A 17932-nucleotide genomic window follows, 5' to 3' on the forward strand; every position below is an offset into this window, starting at 1 on the left:
TGATAATGAGTGAACAAGAAATGGGAATTTATATTTTCAGCGGAATTCAAACGACAGAAGATGGCGATTTTGGAAAGGTCGAAATCGAAGGCGAAGAGAGGGAAACCTTTACGATTCGCTATAAAGATGCAGCGATGGTTGCGGCCGAGGTTCCAATGAAAATTTATAATCCGAATCGTCAAAATTTAATGATGCATCAGCATGCAGTTGCCGAAATTATGAGCAAAAATGATACAGTCATTCCAATCAGTTTCGGGAATGTTTTTAAATCCAAGGAAGATGTAAAGGTTCTTTTGGAAAATCTGTATCCTCAGTTTGAAAAGCTTTTCCCGGCGATTAAAGGCAAGATTGAAGTCGGCTTAAAAGTGATCGGCAAAAAAGATTGGCTTGAGAAAAAAGTAAATGAGCATCCAGAGGTAGGGAAAATGTCCGCTTCTGTGAAAGGCAAGTCTGAAGCGGCCGGTTATTATGAACGCATTCAGCTTGGCGGCATTGCTCAGAAATTATTCGCTGAGCTGCAGAACGAAGTAAAAGCTGAGGTATTCACACCGCTTGAAGAAGCAGCTGAAGCGGCTAAAGCAAATGAACCAACTGGTGAAACCATGCTTTTAAACGCAGCATTCTTAATTGACCGTGATTCTGAAGAGCTTTTTGATCAGAAGGTTAATGAAGCACATGAAAACTGGAAAGATAAAGTCGATTTTAACTACAGCGGTCCATGGCCTGCATACAACTTTGTGAACATTAGGTTAAAAGTAGAGGAAAACTGACATGATTCATAAGTTGGTAACCGCGCCAATGAATCTCGTAGTTAAAATCGGGCAAAAGGTTCAGGAAGAAGCTGAGAAAGAGTTATATGATCTTCCAACCATTCAGCAAAAATTGATCCAGCTCCAAATGATGTTTGAGCTCGGCGAGATTCCAGAGAAAGCTTTTCAGGAAAAAGAAGATGAGCTTTTGATGAGATATGAAATCGCCAAGCGCAGGGAAATGGAAGAGTGGGATAAACTGACGAAACCAAGAGACGAGGGATAAGCAGATGGGCGATTTGATTTATTTATATGGATTGATTCCAACTGAAGAAGCGGCAGCACATCAATCGTTTCCATCTTTCACAGGCTTTGATGGTGAACGCAAGCTGTACACCATTCCGATTGACAATGTCACCGCAGTTGTTTGCAAACTGGATTCTGATCATTATTCAGAAGAAGCCATTAAAGACAAGATCGACAGTGATATGGATTGGCTGCAGGAAAAAGCGTTCCATCATCATGAAACGGTTGCTGCCCTTTATAAGAGCTTTACGATCATTCCGCTGAAGTTTTGCACGATTTATAAAAATGAAGAAAGTCTGCAGCAAACCATTCAATCCAATCAATCAAGAATTGAAGAAACCCTTTCTAAGCTTCAGGGAAATGAAGAGTGGAATGTGAAAATTTATTCAGATGATCATGAGCTGAAAAAGCAGGTAAGTGAAAACAATGCAGCGATTGAAGCGAAGAAGCAGGAAATAAGTGAGCTTCCCCGTGGAAGACAATTTTTCGAAAAGAAAAAAATTGATAAGCTGATCGAGGATGAGCTTGAAAATGAAAAGAATCGAGTTTGTGAACACGTGCATGAAAAGCTGAAGGAGCATTCGCTTCACGCAGCTATTAAGAAAAATTGGAGCAAAGATGTTACAGGTCTGAAAGAAAACATGGCCTGGAACAGCGTGTTTCTTCTTCCGATTTCCAATGTGGAAAGCTTCCTGGAAGAAATGAAGCAGTTTGAACAGGAACTTGGCGGCACTGGCTGGAGATTAGAAGCTACAGGCCCATGGCCGGCGTACCATTTCTCCAGTTTTTCATAGAAGTGAGGGGTCTGACAGATGTCTCTTAGAGAATCAGTAGAAAACAAGGATATAGCACTTATTGATATTCTAGATGTCATTCTCGACAAAGGTGTGGCCATCAAAGGTGATTTAATTATTTCGATCGCAGGTGTGGATTTAGTGTATCTCGATCTAAGGGTTTTAATTGCTTCAGTTGAAACACTTGTTCAATCGAAAGCAGGCAACCGAAAGCCCGTCACATCTGATCAATTCGATAAGCAGAGGGAGGAGTTAGTCGATGCAACAGGCCAGCCAAACAAATGGTAGAATCCAGCTTGATCCTGACAATGCCGAACATGGACTTGCGCAGCTTGTTATGACCGTCATTGAGCTTCTCAGGCAAATTGTCGAACGTCATGCGATGCGGCGGGTGGAGGGTGGAACGCTGACGGAAGAGCAAATTGAAAATCTGGGTGTTGCCCTGATGAACCTGGAAGACAAAATGGAAGAATTGAAAGAGGTCTTTGGCCTTGACGCTGAAGATTTGAATATAGATCTCGGTCCTTTAGGCAGCTTGTTATAACCTAACGCGGCCACTTGGAGGGACATGAAATGGCAGTCCAAACTACTGGGCAATCGAGCTCAATTGTAGATGTACTTGAAAAGATTTTGGATAAAGGGGTCGTCATCGCCGGCGATATTACCGTCGGAATTGCCGATGTCGAACTGCTGACAATTAAAATCCGCCTCATTGTCGCTTCTGTTGATAAAGCAAAAGAAATCGGCATGGACTGGTGGGAGAATGATCCTTATCTAAGCTCCAAAGCGGAGAATAACAATACTAAGGCTTTGGAAGAAGAAAACAAGAAATTGAATGAACGATTAGAGCTGCTTGAAAATCAGCTAGGCTCAAATCGTTTAAATACAGCTAACCAACTAAAATAATGGAGGGATTTACAATGGCAGAACAAACAAAATTAGACAACACACAGGTGGAAAATCAAAAGGAAAATACGAAAGCAGAGAACTCGAACAAAGAGAACTCAAATAAAGAGCAATCAACTCAAGAAAAATCTTCAAGAAAAAGCGCACCAATCAAACGTACAGTTGCAGGAAGTATTCTTGGAGCAACAGTTGGATATCTGGCTACACCAGAAAACGGAAAGAAGCTGCTTGCCCGTATTGATACAGATGAATTAAAAAGCAAAGCAGCAGACTTTGGAAAAGCAGCAAAAGAAAAATCATTCCAAGGTGCTTCAAGCTTAAAATCATCAGCTACTAATCTATTTAAAAAAGACAAAACGAAGTCAGAAGATGATGATCAAGAAGAAGCAGTGAATCATTCATCAGAAGAAGAAACTTCATCATCAAATTCAAATGAAGATTTCGAAGCATTAAAGCAAGAAAACGAGACTCTTCAAGAACGTCTGCAGCAGCTTGAGGAAAAAATGAACCAATTAAGCGGCCAAAACAGCACAGAAGAAGATGATGAAGAGGACGACAACGAAGAGGAAGAAGAAACACCAAGCAAGAAAAAAACAAGCAAATCAAAGGCTGAATCTGAAGAGTCAGATGAAGACGAAGACGATGATAGTGATGATGAAATTGAAGAAGACGAAGAAGAAGAAGAAATGATGTACGATGGCAAAGACGAAGTAAAAAAGCCACAAAAAAAATCAGCACGCGGAAGAAAGCCTAAGGCTTCAAAATCTGCAAAAGCAAAAGATGAAAAAAATGAAAAAGATGAAAAAAATGAAGAAGAAACAGAAGATACTTCTCTAAGCAGCGACGATGACACATCATCTTAACTGAGAGTGAAAGGAGGAGACATGGAGATGGGTACAGCAACAGCCTCATCAAAAGATAGTGTACTTGAATTCTTTGTTCAGGCTTCAAATAAACACGGCTTTGCGCTGGACATCACGTTAAACGTGAACGGTGCCGTTATTTCAGGCACAATGGTTTCCGCTAAGGAATACTTTGATGTACTGAGCGAAACGTTTGAAGACGGCAGTGAAGTCGCACAGAAATTAAGCGAACAATTATCCCTTGCAAGCGAATCTGTTGAATCAAACGGAGATGCTGAAGCCCATTTCATTCATTTGAAAAACACGAAAGTGTATATCGGCGACAGTAAATCCACCCCTTCCAAAGGACAAATCCTCTGGAGAGGTAAATTAAGCGAAATCAATGGATTTTTCCTCGGGAAAATTTCAGATGCGAGACCAGCAAGCAAGAAATCAGAATAAATACAAACAGCCGGGAGTCATTTGCCCGGCTGTTTTTTTATGGAGAAAAACTATGGTTTGAAGTGATCACCTCGTGAGATTAGGAGGTAGATGTCAGAGCGTACATTGAATTATTCTCCCGCTTCTCTACGCCTCAAGCCCTACATCTCCTACTATTGCCGACCAATAGAAAAATCGGCGGTAATGCTGTATATTAAAGATAAAGGATTATTTTCCATTTTTATGCTGCGAGGACTGAAACCCCTTACTATATACATACGTATTAAAATAGAGACTTTATGTTAGGAGTCGATTGATGATGAATCCCTTTATGGCATTCAGTGTCCGGATGCTTGCGGCCATTCCGGCTGCAGGGACAGTCGGGACTGTGAGTTTAATCGGTTTTGATCAGCCTTTATTAGCGGCAGCTGCTTATTCGCTCGCAGGAGGAGCCTCTGCATATTCAATTGCTTCAGTGAGTATGAACTCCAGGTTTTTAAAGAAAAATTCTCTTACCCGCAAAGATTATAAATACATTAAAAAACAGCTTGAGGAAGCGAAGCCTAAGATGGCCCGCCTGCAAAAGACGCTTTTAACCATTCGCCATCTTCCTTCTTTAAAAGAGCGAATCGAGCTTGTTCGTGTTGCCAGAAGAATTTTCAGCTTAACAATAAGAGAGCCGAGACGTTTTTACAAAGCCGAGAAATTTTTCTTTTCTCATTTGGATTCGGCTGTGCTGCTCGCTGAGAAATACGTTTTCCTGTCCTCCCAGCCTAAGAGGAACTGGGAGCTTGAGAAATCATTAAATGAAACGAGAAAAACATTAAACGATTTGACACGTTTGATTGAACAGGATTTGTACTCAATGGTACAGGATGATGTCGATGAGCTTAATCTTGAAATCGATGTAGCCAAACATTCCATTAAAACGAATCAAGACACGAAACATCTTGATGAAAGCCAGAAATTTAAATGAATGAGATTGATTTATTTCAGCAAATAAACACAGCCCGGCTAATTGATGTACTTTCTGAAGATGAAAAAATCAGGGCATACGAGCTGGCCAAACAGATTAACCCCAAAAACCATGCACTATTGGTATCATTCGGGCTGCCTGCGCAATCCAAGCTGCTGGCATTCTCAAATGTCATGCTTGAGCAGGTGCAGCGAAAGGATATCGGGCAGGTTGGCGAAATCCTCGACGAATTCATGAAAAACCTGAATGAGGTCCGTCCTGACGATTTACAGCAGGAAGAAACCTCATTTTTAGCGCGTCTGTTTGGGAAACGAAAGAAATCCATTCAGGAAGTCCTCTCCAGATTTCATAAAACAGGGGCACAGATTGACAGAATCAGCGTAAGACTAGAGCGCAGCAAAAATATGCTTTTATCTGATATTGTGATGCTAAATAGACTTTATGACAATAACAAAGACTATTTTCACTCATTGAATGTGTACATTGCAGCAGGAGAAATGAAGCTCGAGGAACTGCACAACAAAACCATTCCTGAGCTTAAAAGAGAAAATGCAGGTTCGAGTGATCCCATGAAGCAGCAGGAAATGGAGGATCTTCTTCAATTTGCAGATCAATTGGATCAGAGGCTGTATGACTTAAAAATCAGCAGGGAAATAACGATTCAAAGTGCACCTCAAATTCGCATGATTCAAAAAACAAATCAAAAGCTGGCTGAAAAAATTCAAGCCTCCCTCGTAACAGCCATTCCGCTTTGGAAGAATCAGGTGTCCATTGCACTGACTTTGATCAGACAAAAGAGCGCTGCAGATGCTGGAAGGAAGATTTCTGAGCCATCAAATGAACTCTATCAAAAGCAGGCCGCGGTTATTGGCGGAGTGAAGCGCGGCATGTTTGATTTAGATACGCTAAAAGAAATACAAGAAAACCTTCAGGCTTCCATACAGGAAACGATGAGAATCCATGTGGACGGAAAAAGCAAACGCGAGGAAACAGAGGCCGAGATCATGGCCAGAGAAAGCGAACTAAAGCAGAAGCTTCAGGCATAAGAAAAGCGCAAGCGCCCGTTTAGCGCAGGCATGACAGATAAGGATCCGCCAGAAAAGACGCTTTTTGCCAATACTTTAGGATTCGTTCTGGCCGAGGAGCCTGAGCGATTCCGCTCGCCATCGAAGCGCAAAATTTTATCCTTTCTTATCTCTTGAAAAAAGCAGGAACCGTCATCGGTCCCTGCTTTTTTACGTCAGAATCACAGTAATGATGCCCCCTGCGATTACTAAACTTCCTGCAATTTTTAAGAGCAAAGGAGCACGATCTGTTCCCTTACGATTCACCTTTTCTTCTTCCTCATTAACTGTTTGCCGGTAATTCGGACTGCAGCAGCCCATTATGATACCTGCTTCCAGCCTGAAACGTCATCTTCAAGTGGAAGGTTATTGGCTCTTGCTTTCTTAGCTGCGATATAGAAAGTAACGATTACCGCAATCGTAGCAATAGCTGCTCCAATGTAGGAAGTTGTCATTGATAATCCGAATCCGATTGGTGCATTCAAGATGTAAGTCACCGTTACCATCGTCATGAAGATTCCCGGAATCATGGCAATCCAGTAGTTCTTCTTGGCGATGAAAAGGTACATGGTGCCAACCCAAAGTGCAATAACGGCTGTCGATTGGTTTGCCCATGAGAAGTATCTCCATAGAATCGTGAAATCAATTTTTGTCAGAGCAAAAGAGATGACGAACAATGGAAGTGCAATCCATAAACGGCTTGACATTTTCTTTTGAGAAATATTGAAGTAATCAGCAATAATCATACGTGCACTTCGGAAAGCCGTGTCTCCTGATGTAATCGGCAGGATAATAACGCCTAGAACGGCAAGGGTTCCTCCGATTGCTCCAAGCATAAGAGTAGAAGCTTCACTTACTACTGCGCCAGGTCCGCCTTCTGCAAGCAGCGCGTTTAAGCCTGTGCCGCCGTCAAATAAGCTCATTGCTGCAGCAGCCCAAATCATCGCAATGACACCTTCAGCAATCATCATGCCGTAGAAAATCTTGCGTCCCTGTTTTTCATTTTGAGTAGTTCTTGAGATAATCGGCGTTTGCGTAGCATGGAATCCAGACAGCGCCCCGCAGGAAATCGTCAAGAACAGCAATGGAAAGATTGGAACATTATCAGGGTGAAGATTAGCAAGCGTAAGCTCTGGAATTGGAGCACCTGTAATGACCAAACCTCCGCCAACACCAATCGCGCTGATTAAAAGCAATGCGCCGAAGATCGGATAGAATCTTCCGATGATTTTATCGATAGGAAGCAATGTTGCCAAGATATAGTAAATAAAGATAGCTGCAAGGATAAGTCCCATTGTTGCCCAGCCGTTCATTAAGCTGTAAAGCAGCCCGGCTGGTGCTGTAACAAATACGGTTCCTACTAATAAAAGCAAAAGAATCGCGAATGCGTTTACAACATGCTTCATCACTTTTCCTAAAAATTTTCCCGCAAGCTCAGGTAAATGAGCGCCGCGGTTACGGATGGAAATCATACCTGTTAAATAGTCATGCACGGCTCCTGCAAAAATACAGCCGAGCACAATCCAAAGGAAGGCAACCGGTCCATAAAGCGCTCCCATAATTGGGCCAAAGATCGGACCGACACCAGCAATATTCAGCAGCTGAATCAATGAATTTTTTTTCGTGTTCATCGGCAGGTAATCAACACCGTCCTGATGAGTAAAAGCAGGAGTCGTTCTGCCCTCGTTTACACCGAACACTTTTTCAACAAATTTACCGTACGTAAAATAACCAACAATTAAAAGGACAACACCGGCCAGAAATGTATACATAGGAACCCTCCTTGAATAATTAATAATGTATGCGTTTACATAAGTATAAAGGACTACAGGAAGTTATGGACGTTTTGTGTACAAGATGTAGAAATAGAGGGGTAAGATGCCGAAAAGAAGGATTTAAATGCAAAAAAAGAAAGCAGGCGTTTTCCATGCTTTCTCAAAAACCATTATATCTCCAGCCGCTCCCGCAGCGACTTCACATAATTCCTGCTGACAGAAAGCATCTCCTCGGTTCCTTCCAGTTCAAGCTGATAGGCCCCATTGAACCACGGAGTGAGCTTTGCCACATAATCCAAATTGACAAGGTAGCTTTTGTGGATTCGAAAGAAACAGTATGGGCCTAAACGGGATTCTAAGTCTTTTAATGGTGTTTTTGTATCGAAGCTTTTTGTCCTTGTGATGATTTTAGTAACTTTATCATCACGGTACATATATAAAATATCCTTTGGTTCCAGGTAGATGATTTCTCCTTCAACCTCTACGGCAAGCTTCCCGGGTATTATACTTTTCTCTGAACTCTTGGCCTGAATCAGCAATTTTTCCATTCTCTGCACAGTTTGCTTTAGCTGCTCTTCATCATAGGGTTTCAGCAGATAATCGATTGCTTCGTATCTGAAGGCTTCTGCCGCAAATTGAGGATAGGCTGTTGCAAACACGATCAGTGGGACTTTCTTTAATTCCATCAGTGATTTCGCCGCTTCCATGCCGTTCATTTTGGGCATTTCAACGTCTAAAAAAACGACGTCAGGCTGAAGCTGAAGTGTTTTCATGACGGCAGCTTCACCTGTATCTGCTTCTCCAATGATTTGGATCGATGAAAATTCACTTAATAAATGTTTTAATTCATCGCGGCTGTACCGTTCATCATCCGCAATGACGATTTTAATTGTCTCCATTCGTTTTTTCCTCCGTATTCGGAATTGTAAAAAAAATTTCAGTCCCATGACCTGACACACTTTTCACTTGAACGGAAGAATTGCTGCCGAACATCATGGTTAATCTGCGGTTGACGTTATACAGTCCAAGACCTGATCCATTTGCAGATTGCACGGTTTCTTTCCCAATCTGTCTGGCCCGTTCTGTATTCATTCCATGTCCATTATCTTTTACGTTTACGCAGGTTTTTCCATCTTTTCTATGAACGGAAATGGTAATCACACAGTTTTCTTCCTTATCCTTAATGCCATGCTTGACCGCATTTTCCACAATGGGCTGCAGGCTCAAAGGCGGGATTCTTACAAAGAGTGCATCATCATCGATTTCATAATGAACCGACAGCTTGTCAACAAAACGCGTTTCCTCAATCGCAAGGTAAGCTTTTATATGCTTTAGCTCCTGCTCAAGTGTGGTCATGTCACTGGTGGTAGCGTTAAGGTTGGATCTTAAAAAATGTGACAGAGAGACAAGAAGCTTTCTTGCTTTTGCAGGATCTATCCGGATCAAAGAGACAATCGTGTTTAATGAATTAAAAAGAAAGTGAGGACTGATTTGGGCTTGAAGTGCCTTGATTTCAGCTTCTTTAGCAAGCTGATAGGCTTTATCCGCTTCAGCGATTTCAAGCTGATTGCTGAGCAGGCTGCTGAGGCCGGTAATCAGCTCCATGACAATATCCGTAATTTCTTTTTTTGATTCAAAATAAAATTTCATCGTGCCAATCGTTTTCCCTCGCTGCTTAAGCGGTGCGATTACTGCAGCACCTAGGGGACACGATGCTTCTCTGCAATGAATGGTTCTGTCACTGGCAATAATCAGATCACCGTTGCGAATCACATCTTTTGTAATTTGAGTTTGAATTGGGCTGTTCACACGGTGATGATCATTTCCGAGCCCGACATGAGCCAGAATTTCGGTTTTACTTGTCATCGCAACAGCGCTTGTCTTAATTTCCTTATGCAGAATTTGGCAAACTGCCTGAGCCGATTGCGTATTCATGCCGCCCCGAAGATAGGCGAGTGTTTGATCGGCGATTCGCAGTGTTTTTTGAGCCTGCAGGGCACCGGCTTTTTCTTCTTCATTCACTACATTTTTTATGATGAGCAGAAATAGAGCAGAACCGAGGCCGTTTGCAAGAATCATTGGCAGGCCTATCATTTCGACAAGCACGAGTGCTTTTTCAAACGGCCGTGATACGAGCAGAATGACCGCCATTTGAATAGTTTCAGCTAAAGCCCCTATAAGAAAAGCGGAAGAAAGCTTAACCTGAGCATTCTTTTTAAAGAAAGCCCCTGCCAAAACTCCAGCAATAATAGAAGCAAGTCCACAAGAAAGCGCGGTAAATCCTCCAAGGGTAAAGCGATGGATCCCTGCAATCAGCCCTGCTCCTATGCCGACCTTATAGCCGCCTAAAAGCCCGGCAAGCACGACACCGATGACTCTCGAATTAGCAATGGCTTCATCAGAGGCAAGCCCTGAAGCCCACCGGTTAAACTCGAGTGTTTCTGTGCTCAGTGATAAGCCAGAATATGTGCCGATGATTCCGAAAAAGCCAAAGAAAAGAATGGCTGTATACTGCTGGCTGCGGTTTAACTGGTCCTGATAGATCATGCTTCTGAAAAAGCGGAATCTCGTCAGAATAAATGCGATCGTTACAATAATACTGAGCCGTTCGAGCATTGTAATCAGCAGTTCAAACATACATCTGCTCCTTTTTGGATAAAAGAATATGTTCTTATTCTAATGGAATGCCGGCTTTTTACAAAGCAGAGGGTTTTTGGCACACAAAAAAGCAGCGAAAAGGCTGCTTTGGATGTTAAAACCCGTCTTCAGCTGTAAACGGAATGTTTAGTCTGTTTTCGACTGCACGAAGGCGCTGGTTTAAGCGGTTCAGACGTCTTGTGTGACGCTCGACGACCTGATTAAGACGAGTCACTTCTTGATTTGTCTGGTTAAGCTCTCTTCTAAGATTTCTGATTTCCTGGTTTTGTCGATTAATCTCACGTGATTGCTGCTCGTTTTGTCTTTCTAAAGCATTGATTCTTCTTTCAAGCGACTGAAATTGTTGCGGCTGACGATCTGGATCGAATTGGTCCTGCACTTGCTGCGGCTGATAAGGGTTGTATTGATAATTCATATAATAGTCTGTTTGCTGAGGGACATAACCTTGATAAAACTGATATGGGTTCATGTGGGCTTCACTCCTTTGTGTCATGTTACTTAAATAGCCTATGTAACAAGATGAGGAGTGGCAGGGCAGATGCCTATAGACAGCCTAAAAATATTTCTGGAAGCAGCAAAAAGCCATGAGCTTTATGCTTCAAGCTCATGGCAGTCATGATAATAGGATTGGTAATGAGATTCGATAATTTCCTCGTCTGAATGAGGAATTTCTTTGCCTTTTACAATTTGCGCTCCATTTATGCAGCCGCTAGTAAGGAGGATGATGTCATCTGGTTCACCTGCTGCCAGAGAAGCGATGACTCCTTCTTTACGAGTGAGGGCTGCTTTGATGTTTGGCGCTTTCGGCTGCGAAAATCCTTTCATCACTTGATCAATGATGATTTGAGGATCATGATGTCCCGGATGGTCTACCGTTACAATGACTTCGTCTGCATGTCCTTCAATGGCTGCGGCCATCTTTGGCATTTTATTAAAGTCGCGGATGCCGATTCCTGCAATCATGACAATCAGACGGTTGTATTCCATTTTTTTGACTTCTTCCACCAGACGGGTAAGAGCAACAGGTGTGTGGGCATAATCCAGAATGATTTTCTTGTTGTCCGGCCCGGTAATAACCTGGAATCGTCCTTCTGGGCTCTCAAGCATCGGCAGGACGCGCAGAATATCTTCCATTCTGTAATTGAATAAAAGGGCAGTTCCAATTGCAGCAAGCGTGTTGGCAATATTATAGGTTCCAAAAATAGGTGCTGTTGCCTTATGAATCTTCCCATTATAAGAAAGATCAAAAGTAGTTCCTATATCAGAAAATTGAATGTTATCAGCACTGATATCAGCCCCGCTTACCGGAGACAAGCTATAGGTAATTTTTTTGCCGCTGTATGTTTGTGCAAGCTCTAGCCCCATATCCATGTCATCAAGATTAATAACAGCAGATTTTGCCTGGTCAAAGAGAGCAAGTTTGCATTTTTTATAATGATCAATCGTTTTATGATATTCAAGGTGTTCTTCAGAAAAGTTAGTAAGAATGGCTGCATCAAATTCGATGCCGTGCACTCGTTTTTGGTCTGTTGCGATGGAGGAAACCTCCATCACAGCTGCTTGATCGCCAAGCTCCGCCAAATCATGAAAGATTTGATGAAGATCGGTGGATTCAGGAGTTGTCGGTGTACTCTTTTTATATGAAAGCTTATGTGTAGACGCCCAAATTCCAGTTGTTCCGATTGAACCGGCTGGAAGATCTAACAGCGTCAAAAGAGAGCGCACATACGCCGCAACAGTCGTTTTTCCATTGGTCCCTGTGACCCCTATGGTTTTAAGTTTTTCATCAGAATGATTATGAAACCTCTTTGCAAAAAGAGCCATTGTTTCTCTAACGTCTTCTGCAAGAATGAAAGTATGATCAGGATAGTCGCGGCTCAGCTGCCCGAGCTTTTCAAAGCTCGTTCCAATAACGGCAGCAGCTCCGTTCGCCAGTGCTTCATCAATATACTGATGACCGTCATGCTCCTCGCCTTTCATGCTGAAAAAAAGGGCGCCGGGCTTGACCTGTTTTGAATGAAAAGCAAGGCTTGTTATGTTTTGAGAGGCTTGTCCGAAAATATGCTGAAGAGTAAGATTTTCTAGTTGATCAAATTGTATAATCATTCGTGTTCCTCATTTATAATTCTGGATTTGTATTAGTCTTTATATTTTCCAATACAAGCGCTCTTCCTATACTAAAATTTTATAACAATCAGTATCCTTTTTTATAATCGACTAAGTTGATGGAAGGGGTGTCTCCCGTTAGATACTGCTTCAGATTAGGAATCAGAATGGTTTCTGCAAGGCGCTCGTTATAGTATTCTGTTGAACCGGATGTATGCGGGGTAATAATTACATTTTCAAACTCCCACAAGAGACTCTTTTCCCCAAGAGGCTCCTGTTCAAACACATCAAGGCCTGCTCCTGCAATTTCTTTTTCCTGAAGCGCTAGTATGAGATCTTCCTCAGCCACAGTCTCGCCTCTGCCAATATTAATAAAGAAGGCAGAGGACTTCATTTTTTTAAACTGCTCGTATTTGAAAAGATGATGAGTATCTTTTGTAAGCGGCAATGTTACGACGACATAATCACACTGAGGAAGGACATGATCCAGCTTGTCACTTGTATACATTTTATCCACAAACTCTGCAGGCTTGCCCGAATGGCGCACACCAATCACGTTCATGCCAAACGCTTTAGCGATCTTAGCTGTTTCCTGACCAATCGCTCCTACTCCAATAATGCCAATCGTTTTTTCATGAATCTCGAGCTTCATATCAGCATGATGCCACTTCCGTTCGGCCTGGTTTTTAACATACGTATGTATTTTTCGAGTCAGCCCGAGCATGAGGGCGAAAATCGTTTCTGAGATTGGGAAAGCGTGCACACCGTTTGCGCTGGTTAAGAGAATCTCTTTCTCTTTAAGAGCTTGGAGTGGCATATTATTGACTCCAGCACTCCAGGACTGGACCCATTTAATCTTTGAGTCCGCTGCAAGGCAATCTTCTTCCATCCCTTTTTTCCACCCGGCAATCACTTCGGCATCCTTAAGGTGATCCTGCCAGACGGATTTGTCTCTTCCTGCTACTACCTCCCAGTCAGGGATAATAGATGTCATTTCATTGATGTGTTTTTGAGTAAGGTCCTGTGTGATGACAAGTTTTCTTTTAGTCATGATTAATCCTCCCAGTAATGTTCGTATGAAGTTAATATTATCAGAAAATTCGGTTTGGCTATGCATGGGAAGTTTTTAAGGGGACTATATACATTTCTTTCTGTCTGATTTTTAAAAAAATATAGTTTTTCCGCTTGAAAATTGGGTAAAGAGTTAGGAGGGAAAATTTCCTAGTTTCGGACCGAACTAATAGATAATGAGGTGATTTTCAAAACAATGAAGATACTCCAAGAGCGTTTTTATCCAAGTGTCAGCAGGGTTCTGGCTTTAGCGGGTGATCACGAGAATAACCCGCAGTTTCTGATTGGCTATGACGTGGAAGGCAATCAGTTATTTCATGTAAGATGTCCAAATGGCTATTCCTTCCTCTACTTGTCATCGCATCTCAACGCTGATGTAGCAGTTGTTTGCGGGATGGAAAATCATCAATCAGAGTCCTGGCCGGATTTTTATTTTTCTGTCGATCACGAGAGCGGAGCATTAAACCGAATTTGCCGTGCTAAATGAATGCGGCTTTCCTTTATTGCATAATACAACTATAATAATGGATACCAATTATGCAGGGAAAGCGAGAATCGAACATGTATCTTACAGTTAAAGAAACAGCCGAGCATTTGTCCATGCCGGAAGCGTATATTGAAAATCTGATTTTGCAGAAGCAAATCAGAGCAGTTCATGACGGAGAGCAGTATTTGATCAACAAAGAGCAGTTTACGACACATTTGGAACAGATGGAAAAATACAAAGAACAGCTGGAAGAGTGGCTGAGCAAACCGATCCCGGAAGACATTGACATCAAAGATGAAGATTAAAGAAGTGCACACTCTGCACTTCTTTTTTGTAAGAAAAAAGGGGACTGCTGTCAAATTGAAGCCAATGGTCCTATTCAATCGTGCTACTATCTACCTTATACTATAAAATATGGAAATTAAATTAGGTCAGAGGTGATCAAAATGGGTTTTTCGGAAATGCTGAATCAGATTCATGGTGCGATATCCTATCAATCTTCTGAATTGAACGACCAGATTAATAGACTTCAGCGTGCTAAACAGCAGATTGAACATGAACAGACGGAATGCATGAATGAGATGCGCAAGATTCTTGATCCCGAGCTTGATCATTTATGGAAAGGGTCAAGAGCGGATAACTTTCATGATGATCGCAATGAAGCTTATAAAGTGATGCGTATTATTGCAGATGAAGATTATGATGCTTATAAGCAGAGAATTCAGTGGAAAATTAACTCTCTTGAAATCGACAGAACGTTTTTAAATGCAGTAAGCGGGCTTGCACATGAAGCAGACAAACTGCTGGCCGTTGGTGAGGATGCATTTGAAGAGCTTGGAAACAGAATAGACGATTTAAAAAGGCGGTTGTTTTAAATGACCCAAATTAAACTGAATCATGCCGAGATGATGAAGCAGCTGGATGAAATTAAACGGGCATTGGATGCCTTAGTTTTAGACGGACCAGAAGATGCCGGCCAAAACAAGCTTGACTTCACAGAGAAATGGCAGGAGCGGGAGGAAATGATTCATCAATTTGTCTCGCAGTACGTAACGATTGTTCAGAAAAATGTAGAAGATACGCGTGCAAATGTGGATTCATTGAAAGAACAAGATGAAGCGATTGTCCACAGATAGGACAAAAGGGAGGTGGCAGCGATTAAAGTTTACGAAGCAAAAACGCTAGTGTCGGCAATGGAAAAGAGAGCTAAGCAATACGAAGAGCTGAAGGAACAGCTGAATCAGCTGAAAAAACAGTTTTTAGATATCGTCAACTCTGGTGATGAATTCCAGGGAAAAGGGGCAGAAGCAATAAAAGGCTTTTATTCTGCACAAGTTGATGTCGTGGAAGCCTGGATGAGACTCATTGATAAAAACATCGCTTTTTTCAAAGGAATTCCCGGTGATGCGGAAGATGCGAAGCTCTCAGGCGATACCTTTGTCCAAATGTCCTTTATAGAAGAAAATGTGCCGCGTGCTCAAAATCGTGCGAAGGAAATGGTCCACAGCCAGCAGGATGCTCTGCAGTCCATCTTTCGCAGTATAGATGATCTTGTCCCGCTGCATGTTTTTTCAACCGACACATTCGAAGACCACATGGCAAAAGCTGAAAAAGAACGCACCCAAACGATAGACGCCGTTAATCAGCTAGATCAGGCGCTGACAGAAGAATACGCCATCTCAGAAAACGATCAAAGCTACCTGGTCGGCCTGTTCGGTCAGCTGCTCGAGTCCTCAAGACAGGGCAGCACCATCATACCCATCAACTTCGATGCAAAAGCCTATCAAAACAGCGAAATCTACAAAATGAAAAAGGACATCGAAAACAGCTCCAAAGAATATCTATCCTTCAAGAACGATCAAACAGAAGCAAGAAAACAAGCAAAAATTGCCGAGGAACTCGAAAACCGCCCATGGTACGAAAAACTATGGGACACCACCAAAACCTTCACCGGCGAAGTATCCGGCTACTATGACTACAAACGAGCCACAGAAGGCGTCGACCCCGTCACAGGAGAAAAGCTCACGGATGCCCAGCGCATCGCAGCCGGAGCCATGGCAGCAGCCGGCTTCATCCCGGTCGTCGGCTGGGCAGGCCGGGCTGCCAAAGGCGGAAGCGCGATCTATAAAACGATTAAAGCCTATAATGCGGCAGACCATGCGCTTGATGCATATAAAACCTCTAAATCATTTAGCACGCTGCAGAAGACGGAGATGGGGATTTATGGGCTGGTGTCGGCTAATGGGCTGGGTGAGGCTGTGACCGGTAAAGATATGTTTGGGAATCAGCTGACAGAAGAACAGCGCAACCAGAGTCTGTTTAATGCTTTTGCTATCTTGGGAGTTGCGGGAGCAGGCTATGGAATTGATCGGTTGGCTGCGAGAAAAGTTCCAACTACTAAGCCTCCATACAGCAATAAGTATGTACAGGAAAAACTTGCAGTTGCGCAGCACACGCTAAAAACTATTGGAAGTAGAATTGGTGATTTACCAGTACCTGTCAAGGTCACTGTTCAAGAAATGAGAACGAACACAGGGTTTGGTGTGAAGCAGGTTCATGTGGAGACGAAGTCAGTTCGGGATGTTATGCAGATGAGTAGTTCTGGTAGATTGGAAGGTAAGGATATAAGTCAAAAAACGTTAGAACAGGACCATATTATTAAAAGTGAATACAAGTTAAAGCCTAATATAAAATATATATCTAATGGGTATGATTATTCAACAGATAGTGTAGGAAGAATTAATAATGCAAAAGGAAAATTACAATTAGGTGAAGGAAAAAGAAATAGTACTCACCAGGTAAAAAGCGGAGGTAAAGACCGTAAACAAAATGATCATGGCGGTCATTTGATTGCTCATATTTTTGGTGGATCAGGATTAGTTGATAACATCGTTCCTATGAACGGGAAATTAGTAAATCAAGGTTCCTATAAAAAACTAGAAATAGAGTGGAGAAATGCTTTAAGGGAAGGTCAGGAAGTTTACGTTGATATTACTCCAAAATATAGAGGAGATTCTTTAAGGCCAAGAGAATTCGTAGTAAAATATACAGTAGATGGTAAAGAAATAAGGATACGATTAAGCAACCCATGAGGAGGTAAATAAAATGGAAACTAAAGGTATGGAAGAAATATACCTGAAAGCTGCAAATATACTAAATGAAATGATTCCAGAACCTTGGAAGAAAATATATTTATATGCAGAAGTAAGTGAAGATTCAAGACAAGTTTATTATTATTACTTCCCTATCGAGGAAGATGTGCCTGTTTATAATCTAGATATCGTGAAAAAATTTGACGTAGAAGAACAGAAGTATGAGGATTTAGAAGATGAATTATATGATTGTTTCACATATTTATGGGAAGAATTCGGAGAACAAAACCAAGAAAAATGGACCAATCTGACATTTAAACTTGAGCATACGGGTGAATTCGATATTGATTACAACTATGATGATTTATCAGAAGCGGATTCTTATGAACAGCAAATAATTTGGGAATATAAAAACATGGGTTTAATAACAGAAGGAAATAGGCCTAAAAAGATAATAGACAAATATGTATCTGAGAACTCTTGATTCAATTCATTGAATACGGTTTCTAGATCATAATACAAAATTTTAGATTGAAAACCTTGAAATGCCATATGCCTTTCAAGGTTTTTTTCGTAAATATAATAAAGACCATTTCAAAAATTCCCCACATAATTCATTGACACCCTTCAAAAAATAAGGTATAAATAAATTAACAATTAACAAC

23 protein-coding genes are annotated in these 17932 nt (G+C 41.8%); 16 read left to right on the forward strand and 7 right to left on the reverse strand.

All coding sequences use genetic code 11. The annotated features are described in order from the left end of the window. The first annotated feature begins 5 nt into the window (after nt 1–5). The 10 genes from AC3ISE_RS02320 to AC3ISE_RS02365 all read left to right on the forward strand — a co-directional run bounded on the left by AC3ISE_RS02320 (nt 6) and on the right by AC3ISE_RS02365 (nt 6060). Nucleotides 6–770: a GvpL/GvpF family gas vesicle protein gene (locus AC3ISE_RS02320; RefSeq protein WP_489222892.1), complete on the forward strand. Its 765-nt coding sequence runs from the start codon at nt 6–8 to the stop codon at nt 768–770. A 1-nt stretch (nt 771) separates the two neighbouring features. Further along, the gene (locus AC3ISE_RS02325) at nt 772–1035 is read left to right on the forward strand and encodes a gas vesicle protein GvpG (protein WP_133313286.1); all 264 of its coding nucleotides are present in this window, start codon (nt 772–774) and stop codon (nt 1033–1035) included. Nucleotides 1036–1039: 4 nt separating this feature from the next. Further along, entirely contained in the window at nt 1040–1849 is an 810-nt protein-coding gene (locus AC3ISE_RS02330) for a GvpL/GvpF family gas vesicle protein (RefSeq protein WP_489222893.1), read from the forward strand. An 18-nt stretch (nt 1850–1867) separates the two neighbouring features. Continuing rightward, a complete protein-coding gene (locus AC3ISE_RS02335) occupies nt 1868–2137 on the forward strand; it encodes a gas vesicle protein (protein ID WP_101568588.1) in 270 nt (89 codons plus the stop codon). Then, nucleotides 2109–2393, forward strand: coding sequence for a gas vesicle protein K (locus AC3ISE_RS02340; RefSeq protein ID WP_101568589.1), 285 nt, complete (start codon nt 2109–2111; stop codon nt 2391–2393). The genes AC3ISE_RS02335 and AC3ISE_RS02340 overlap by 29 nt, the downstream gene beginning before the upstream one ends. 29 nt (nt 2394–2422) lie before the next feature. Further along, nucleotides 2423–2755 (forward strand): gas vesicle protein, encoded by a 333-nt coding sequence (locus AC3ISE_RS02345; RefSeq protein WP_070879567.1) that lies wholly within the window; start codon nt 2423–2425, stop codon nt 2753–2755. A gap of 14 nt (nt 2756–2769) precedes the next feature. Next, nucleotides 2770–3618 (forward strand): GvpT/GvpP family gas vesicle accessory protein, encoded by an 849-nt coding sequence (gvpT, locus tag AC3ISE_RS02350; RefSeq protein WP_489222894.1) that lies wholly within the window; start codon nt 2770–2772, stop codon nt 3616–3618. A gap of 27 nt (nt 3619–3645) precedes the next feature. After that, nucleotides 3646–4059: a gas vesicle accessory protein GvpU gene (gene gvpU, locus AC3ISE_RS02355; RefSeq protein WP_489222895.1), complete on the forward strand. Its 414-nt coding sequence runs from the start codon at nt 3646–3648 to the stop codon at nt 4057–4059. Between the two features lie 295 nt (nt 4060–4354). Further along, nucleotides 4355–5014, forward strand: a complete 660-nt coding sequence (locus tag AC3ISE_RS02360; RefSeq protein WP_489222896.1) for a 5-bromo-4-chloroindolyl phosphate hydrolysis family protein — start codon at nt 4355–4357, stop codon at nt 5012–5014. Continuing rightward, the gene (locus tag AC3ISE_RS02365; RefSeq protein ID WP_489222897.1) at nt 5011–6060 is read left to right on the forward strand and encodes a toxic anion resistance protein; all 1050 of its coding nucleotides are present in this window, start codon (nt 5011–5013) and stop codon (nt 6058–6060) included. Before AC3ISE_RS02360 ends, AC3ISE_RS02365 begins: the two co-directional genes overlap by 4 nt. 189 nt (nt 6061–6249) lie before the next feature. On the opposite strand, the gene AC3ISE_RS02370 is transcribed toward AC3ISE_RS02365, so the two are convergent. The 7 genes from AC3ISE_RS02370 to AC3ISE_RS02400 form a co-directional block, all read right to left on the reverse strand. After that, a complete protein-coding gene (locus tag AC3ISE_RS02370; RefSeq protein WP_489222898.1) occupies nt 6250–6399 on the reverse strand; it encodes a hypothetical protein in 150 nt (49 codons plus the stop codon). Further along, entirely contained in the window at nt 6399–7850 is a 1452-nt protein-coding gene (locus AC3ISE_RS02375; RefSeq protein WP_489222899.1) for a carbon starvation CstA family protein, read from the reverse strand. The genes AC3ISE_RS02370 and AC3ISE_RS02375 overlap by 1 nt, the downstream gene beginning before the upstream one ends. Before the next feature lie 173 nt (nt 7851–8023). Then, on the reverse strand, nt 8024–8752 hold the full coding sequence (locus tag AC3ISE_RS02380) for a LytR/AlgR family response regulator transcription factor (RefSeq protein WP_489222900.1): 729 nt from the start codon (nt 8750–8752) through the stop codon (nt 8024–8026). Next, nucleotides 8739–10490: a LytS/YhcK type 5TM receptor domain-containing protein gene (locus AC3ISE_RS02385; protein ID WP_489222901.1), complete on the reverse strand. Its 1752-nt coding sequence runs from the start codon at nt 10488–10490 to the stop codon at nt 8739–8741. The genes AC3ISE_RS02380 and AC3ISE_RS02385 overlap by 14 nt, the downstream gene beginning before the upstream one ends. A 115-nt stretch (nt 10491–10605) precedes the next feature. Further along, a complete protein-coding gene (locus AC3ISE_RS02390) occupies nt 10606–10980 on the reverse strand; it encodes a hypothetical protein (protein ID WP_191556524.1) in 375 nt (124 codons plus the stop codon). 122 nt (nt 10981–11102) lie between these two features. Then, nucleotides 11103–12617 carry a UDP-N-acetylmuramoyl-L-alanyl-D-glutamate--2,6-diaminopimelate ligase gene (locus AC3ISE_RS02395; protein ID WP_489222902.1) on the reverse strand — a complete coding sequence of 505 codons (1515 nt, stop codon included), beginning with the start codon at nt 12615–12617 and terminating at the stop codon, nt 11103–11105. Nucleotides 12618–12705: 88 nt separating this feature from the next. Beyond that, entirely contained in the window at nt 12706–13668 is a 963-nt protein-coding gene (locus tag AC3ISE_RS02400; RefSeq protein WP_489222903.1) for a D-2-hydroxyacid dehydrogenase, read from the reverse strand. Nucleotides 13669–13884: 216 nt separating this feature from the next. Between AC3ISE_RS02400 and AC3ISE_RS02405 the strand changes: the two genes are divergently transcribed. The 6 genes from AC3ISE_RS02405 to AC3ISE_RS02430 all read left to right on the forward strand — a co-directional run bounded on the left by AC3ISE_RS02405 (nt 13885) and on the right by AC3ISE_RS02430 (nt 17751). Further along, entirely contained in the window at nt 13885–14175 is a 291-nt protein-coding gene (locus tag AC3ISE_RS02405; protein ID WP_070879577.1) for a hypothetical protein, read from the forward strand. Nucleotides 14176–14249: 74 nt separating this feature from the next. Beyond that, entirely contained in the window at nt 14250–14480 is a 231-nt protein-coding gene (locus tag AC3ISE_RS02410; protein ID WP_070879744.1) for an excisionase family DNA-binding protein, read from the forward strand. A gap of 141 nt (nt 14481–14621) precedes the next feature. Next, nucleotides 14622–15050 (forward strand): YwqH-like family protein, encoded by a 429-nt coding sequence (locus tag AC3ISE_RS02415; RefSeq protein WP_489222904.1) that lies wholly within the window; start codon nt 14622–14624, stop codon nt 15048–15050. Continuing rightward, a complete protein-coding gene (locus tag AC3ISE_RS02420; RefSeq protein WP_309193723.1) occupies nt 15051–15311 on the forward strand; it encodes a YwqI/YxiC family protein in 261 nt (86 codons plus the stop codon). A gap of 12 nt (nt 15312–15323) precedes the next feature. Continuing rightward, complete coding sequence (locus tag AC3ISE_RS02425) at nt 15324–17267, forward strand: T7SS effector LXG polymorphic toxin (protein WP_489222905.1); 1944 nt, start codon at nt 15324–15326, stop codon at nt 17265–17267. Between the two features lie 13 nt (nt 17268–17280). Further along, nucleotides 17281–17751, forward strand: coding sequence for an immunity protein YezG family protein (locus tag AC3ISE_RS02430; protein WP_489222906.1), 471 nt, complete (start codon nt 17281–17283; stop codon nt 17749–17751). The last annotated feature ends 181 nt before the right edge of the window (nt 17752–17932 follow it).

This window comes from Metabacillus sp. KH_069 (assembly GCF_057838075.1).

What these genes read in the sequence shown, in the direction of transcription:
- AC3ISE_RS02320 (WP_489222892.1), top strand. Translation starts at nt 6, where the DNA reads ATGAGTGAACAAGAAATGGGAATTTATATTTTCAGCGGAATTCAAACG.
- AC3ISE_RS02325 (WP_133313286.1), top strand. Translation starts at nt 772, where the DNA reads ATGATTCATAAGTTGGTAACCGCGCCAATGAATCTCGTAGTTAAAATC.
- AC3ISE_RS02330 (WP_489222893.1), top strand. Translation starts at nt 1,040, where the DNA reads ATGGGCGATTTGATTTATTTATATGGATTGATTCCAACTGAAGAAGCG.
- AC3ISE_RS02335 (WP_101568588.1), top strand. Translation starts at nt 1,868, where the DNA reads ATGTCTCTTAGAGAATCAGTAGAAAACAAGGATATAGCACTTATTGAT.
- AC3ISE_RS02340 (WP_101568589.1), top strand. Translation starts at nt 2,109, where the DNA reads ATGCAACAGGCCAGCCAAACAAATGGTAGAATCCAGCTTGATCCTGAC.
- AC3ISE_RS02345 (WP_070879567.1), top strand. Translation starts at nt 2,423, where the DNA reads ATGGCAGTCCAAACTACTGGGCAATCGAGCTCAATTGTAGATGTACTT.
- gvpT (WP_489222894.1), top strand. Translation starts at nt 2,770, where the DNA reads ATGGCAGAACAAACAAAATTAGACAACACACAGGTGGAAAATCAAAAG.
- gvpU (WP_489222895.1), top strand. Translation starts at nt 3,646, where the DNA reads ATGGGTACAGCAACAGCCTCATCAAAAGATAGTGTACTTGAATTCTTT.
- AC3ISE_RS02360 (WP_489222896.1), top strand. Translation starts at nt 4,355, where the DNA reads ATGATGAATCCCTTTATGGCATTCAGTGTCCGGATGCTTGCGGCCATT.
- AC3ISE_RS02365 (WP_489222897.1), top strand. Translation starts at nt 5,011, where the DNA reads ATGAATGAGATTGATTTATTTCAGCAAATAAACACAGCCCGGCTAATT.
- AC3ISE_RS02370 (WP_489222898.1), bottom strand. Translation starts at nt 6,399, where the DNA reads ATGGGCTGCTGCAGTCCGAATTACCGGCAAACAGTTAATGAGGAAGAA.
- AC3ISE_RS02375 (WP_489222899.1), bottom strand. Translation starts at nt 7,850, where the DNA reads ATGTATACATTTCTGGCCGGTGTTGTCCTTTTAATTGTTGGTTATTTT.
- AC3ISE_RS02380 (WP_489222900.1), bottom strand. Translation starts at nt 8,752, where the DNA reads ATGGAGACAATTAAAATCGTCATTGCGGATGATGAACGGTACAGCCGC.
- AC3ISE_RS02385 (WP_489222901.1), bottom strand. Translation starts at nt 10,490, where the DNA reads ATGTTTGAACTGCTGATTACAATGCTCGAACGGCTCAGTATTATTGTA.
- AC3ISE_RS02390 (WP_191556524.1), bottom strand. Translation starts at nt 10,980, where the DNA reads ATGAACCCATATCAGTTTTATCAAGGTTATGTCCCTCAGCAAACAGAC.
- AC3ISE_RS02395 (WP_489222902.1), bottom strand. Translation starts at nt 12,617, where the DNA reads ATGATTATACAATTTGATCAACTAGAAAATCTTACTCTTCAGCATATT.
- AC3ISE_RS02400 (WP_489222903.1), bottom strand. Translation starts at nt 13,668, where the DNA reads ATGACTAAAAGAAAACTTGTCATCACACAGGACCTTACTCAAAAACAC.
- AC3ISE_RS02405 (WP_070879577.1), top strand. Translation starts at nt 13,885, where the DNA reads ATGAAGATACTCCAAGAGCGTTTTTATCCAAGTGTCAGCAGGGTTCTG.
- AC3ISE_RS02410 (WP_070879744.1), top strand. Translation starts at nt 14,250, where the DNA reads ATGTATCTTACAGTTAAAGAAACAGCCGAGCATTTGTCCATGCCGGAA.
- AC3ISE_RS02415 (WP_489222904.1), top strand. Translation starts at nt 14,622, where the DNA reads ATGGGTTTTTCGGAAATGCTGAATCAGATTCATGGTGCGATATCCTAT.
- AC3ISE_RS02420 (WP_309193723.1), top strand. Translation starts at nt 15,051, where the DNA reads ATGACCCAAATTAAACTGAATCATGCCGAGATGATGAAGCAGCTGGAT.
- AC3ISE_RS02430 (WP_489222906.1), top strand. Translation starts at nt 17,281, where the DNA reads ATGGAAACTAAAGGTATGGAAGAAATATACCTGAAAGCTGCAAATATA.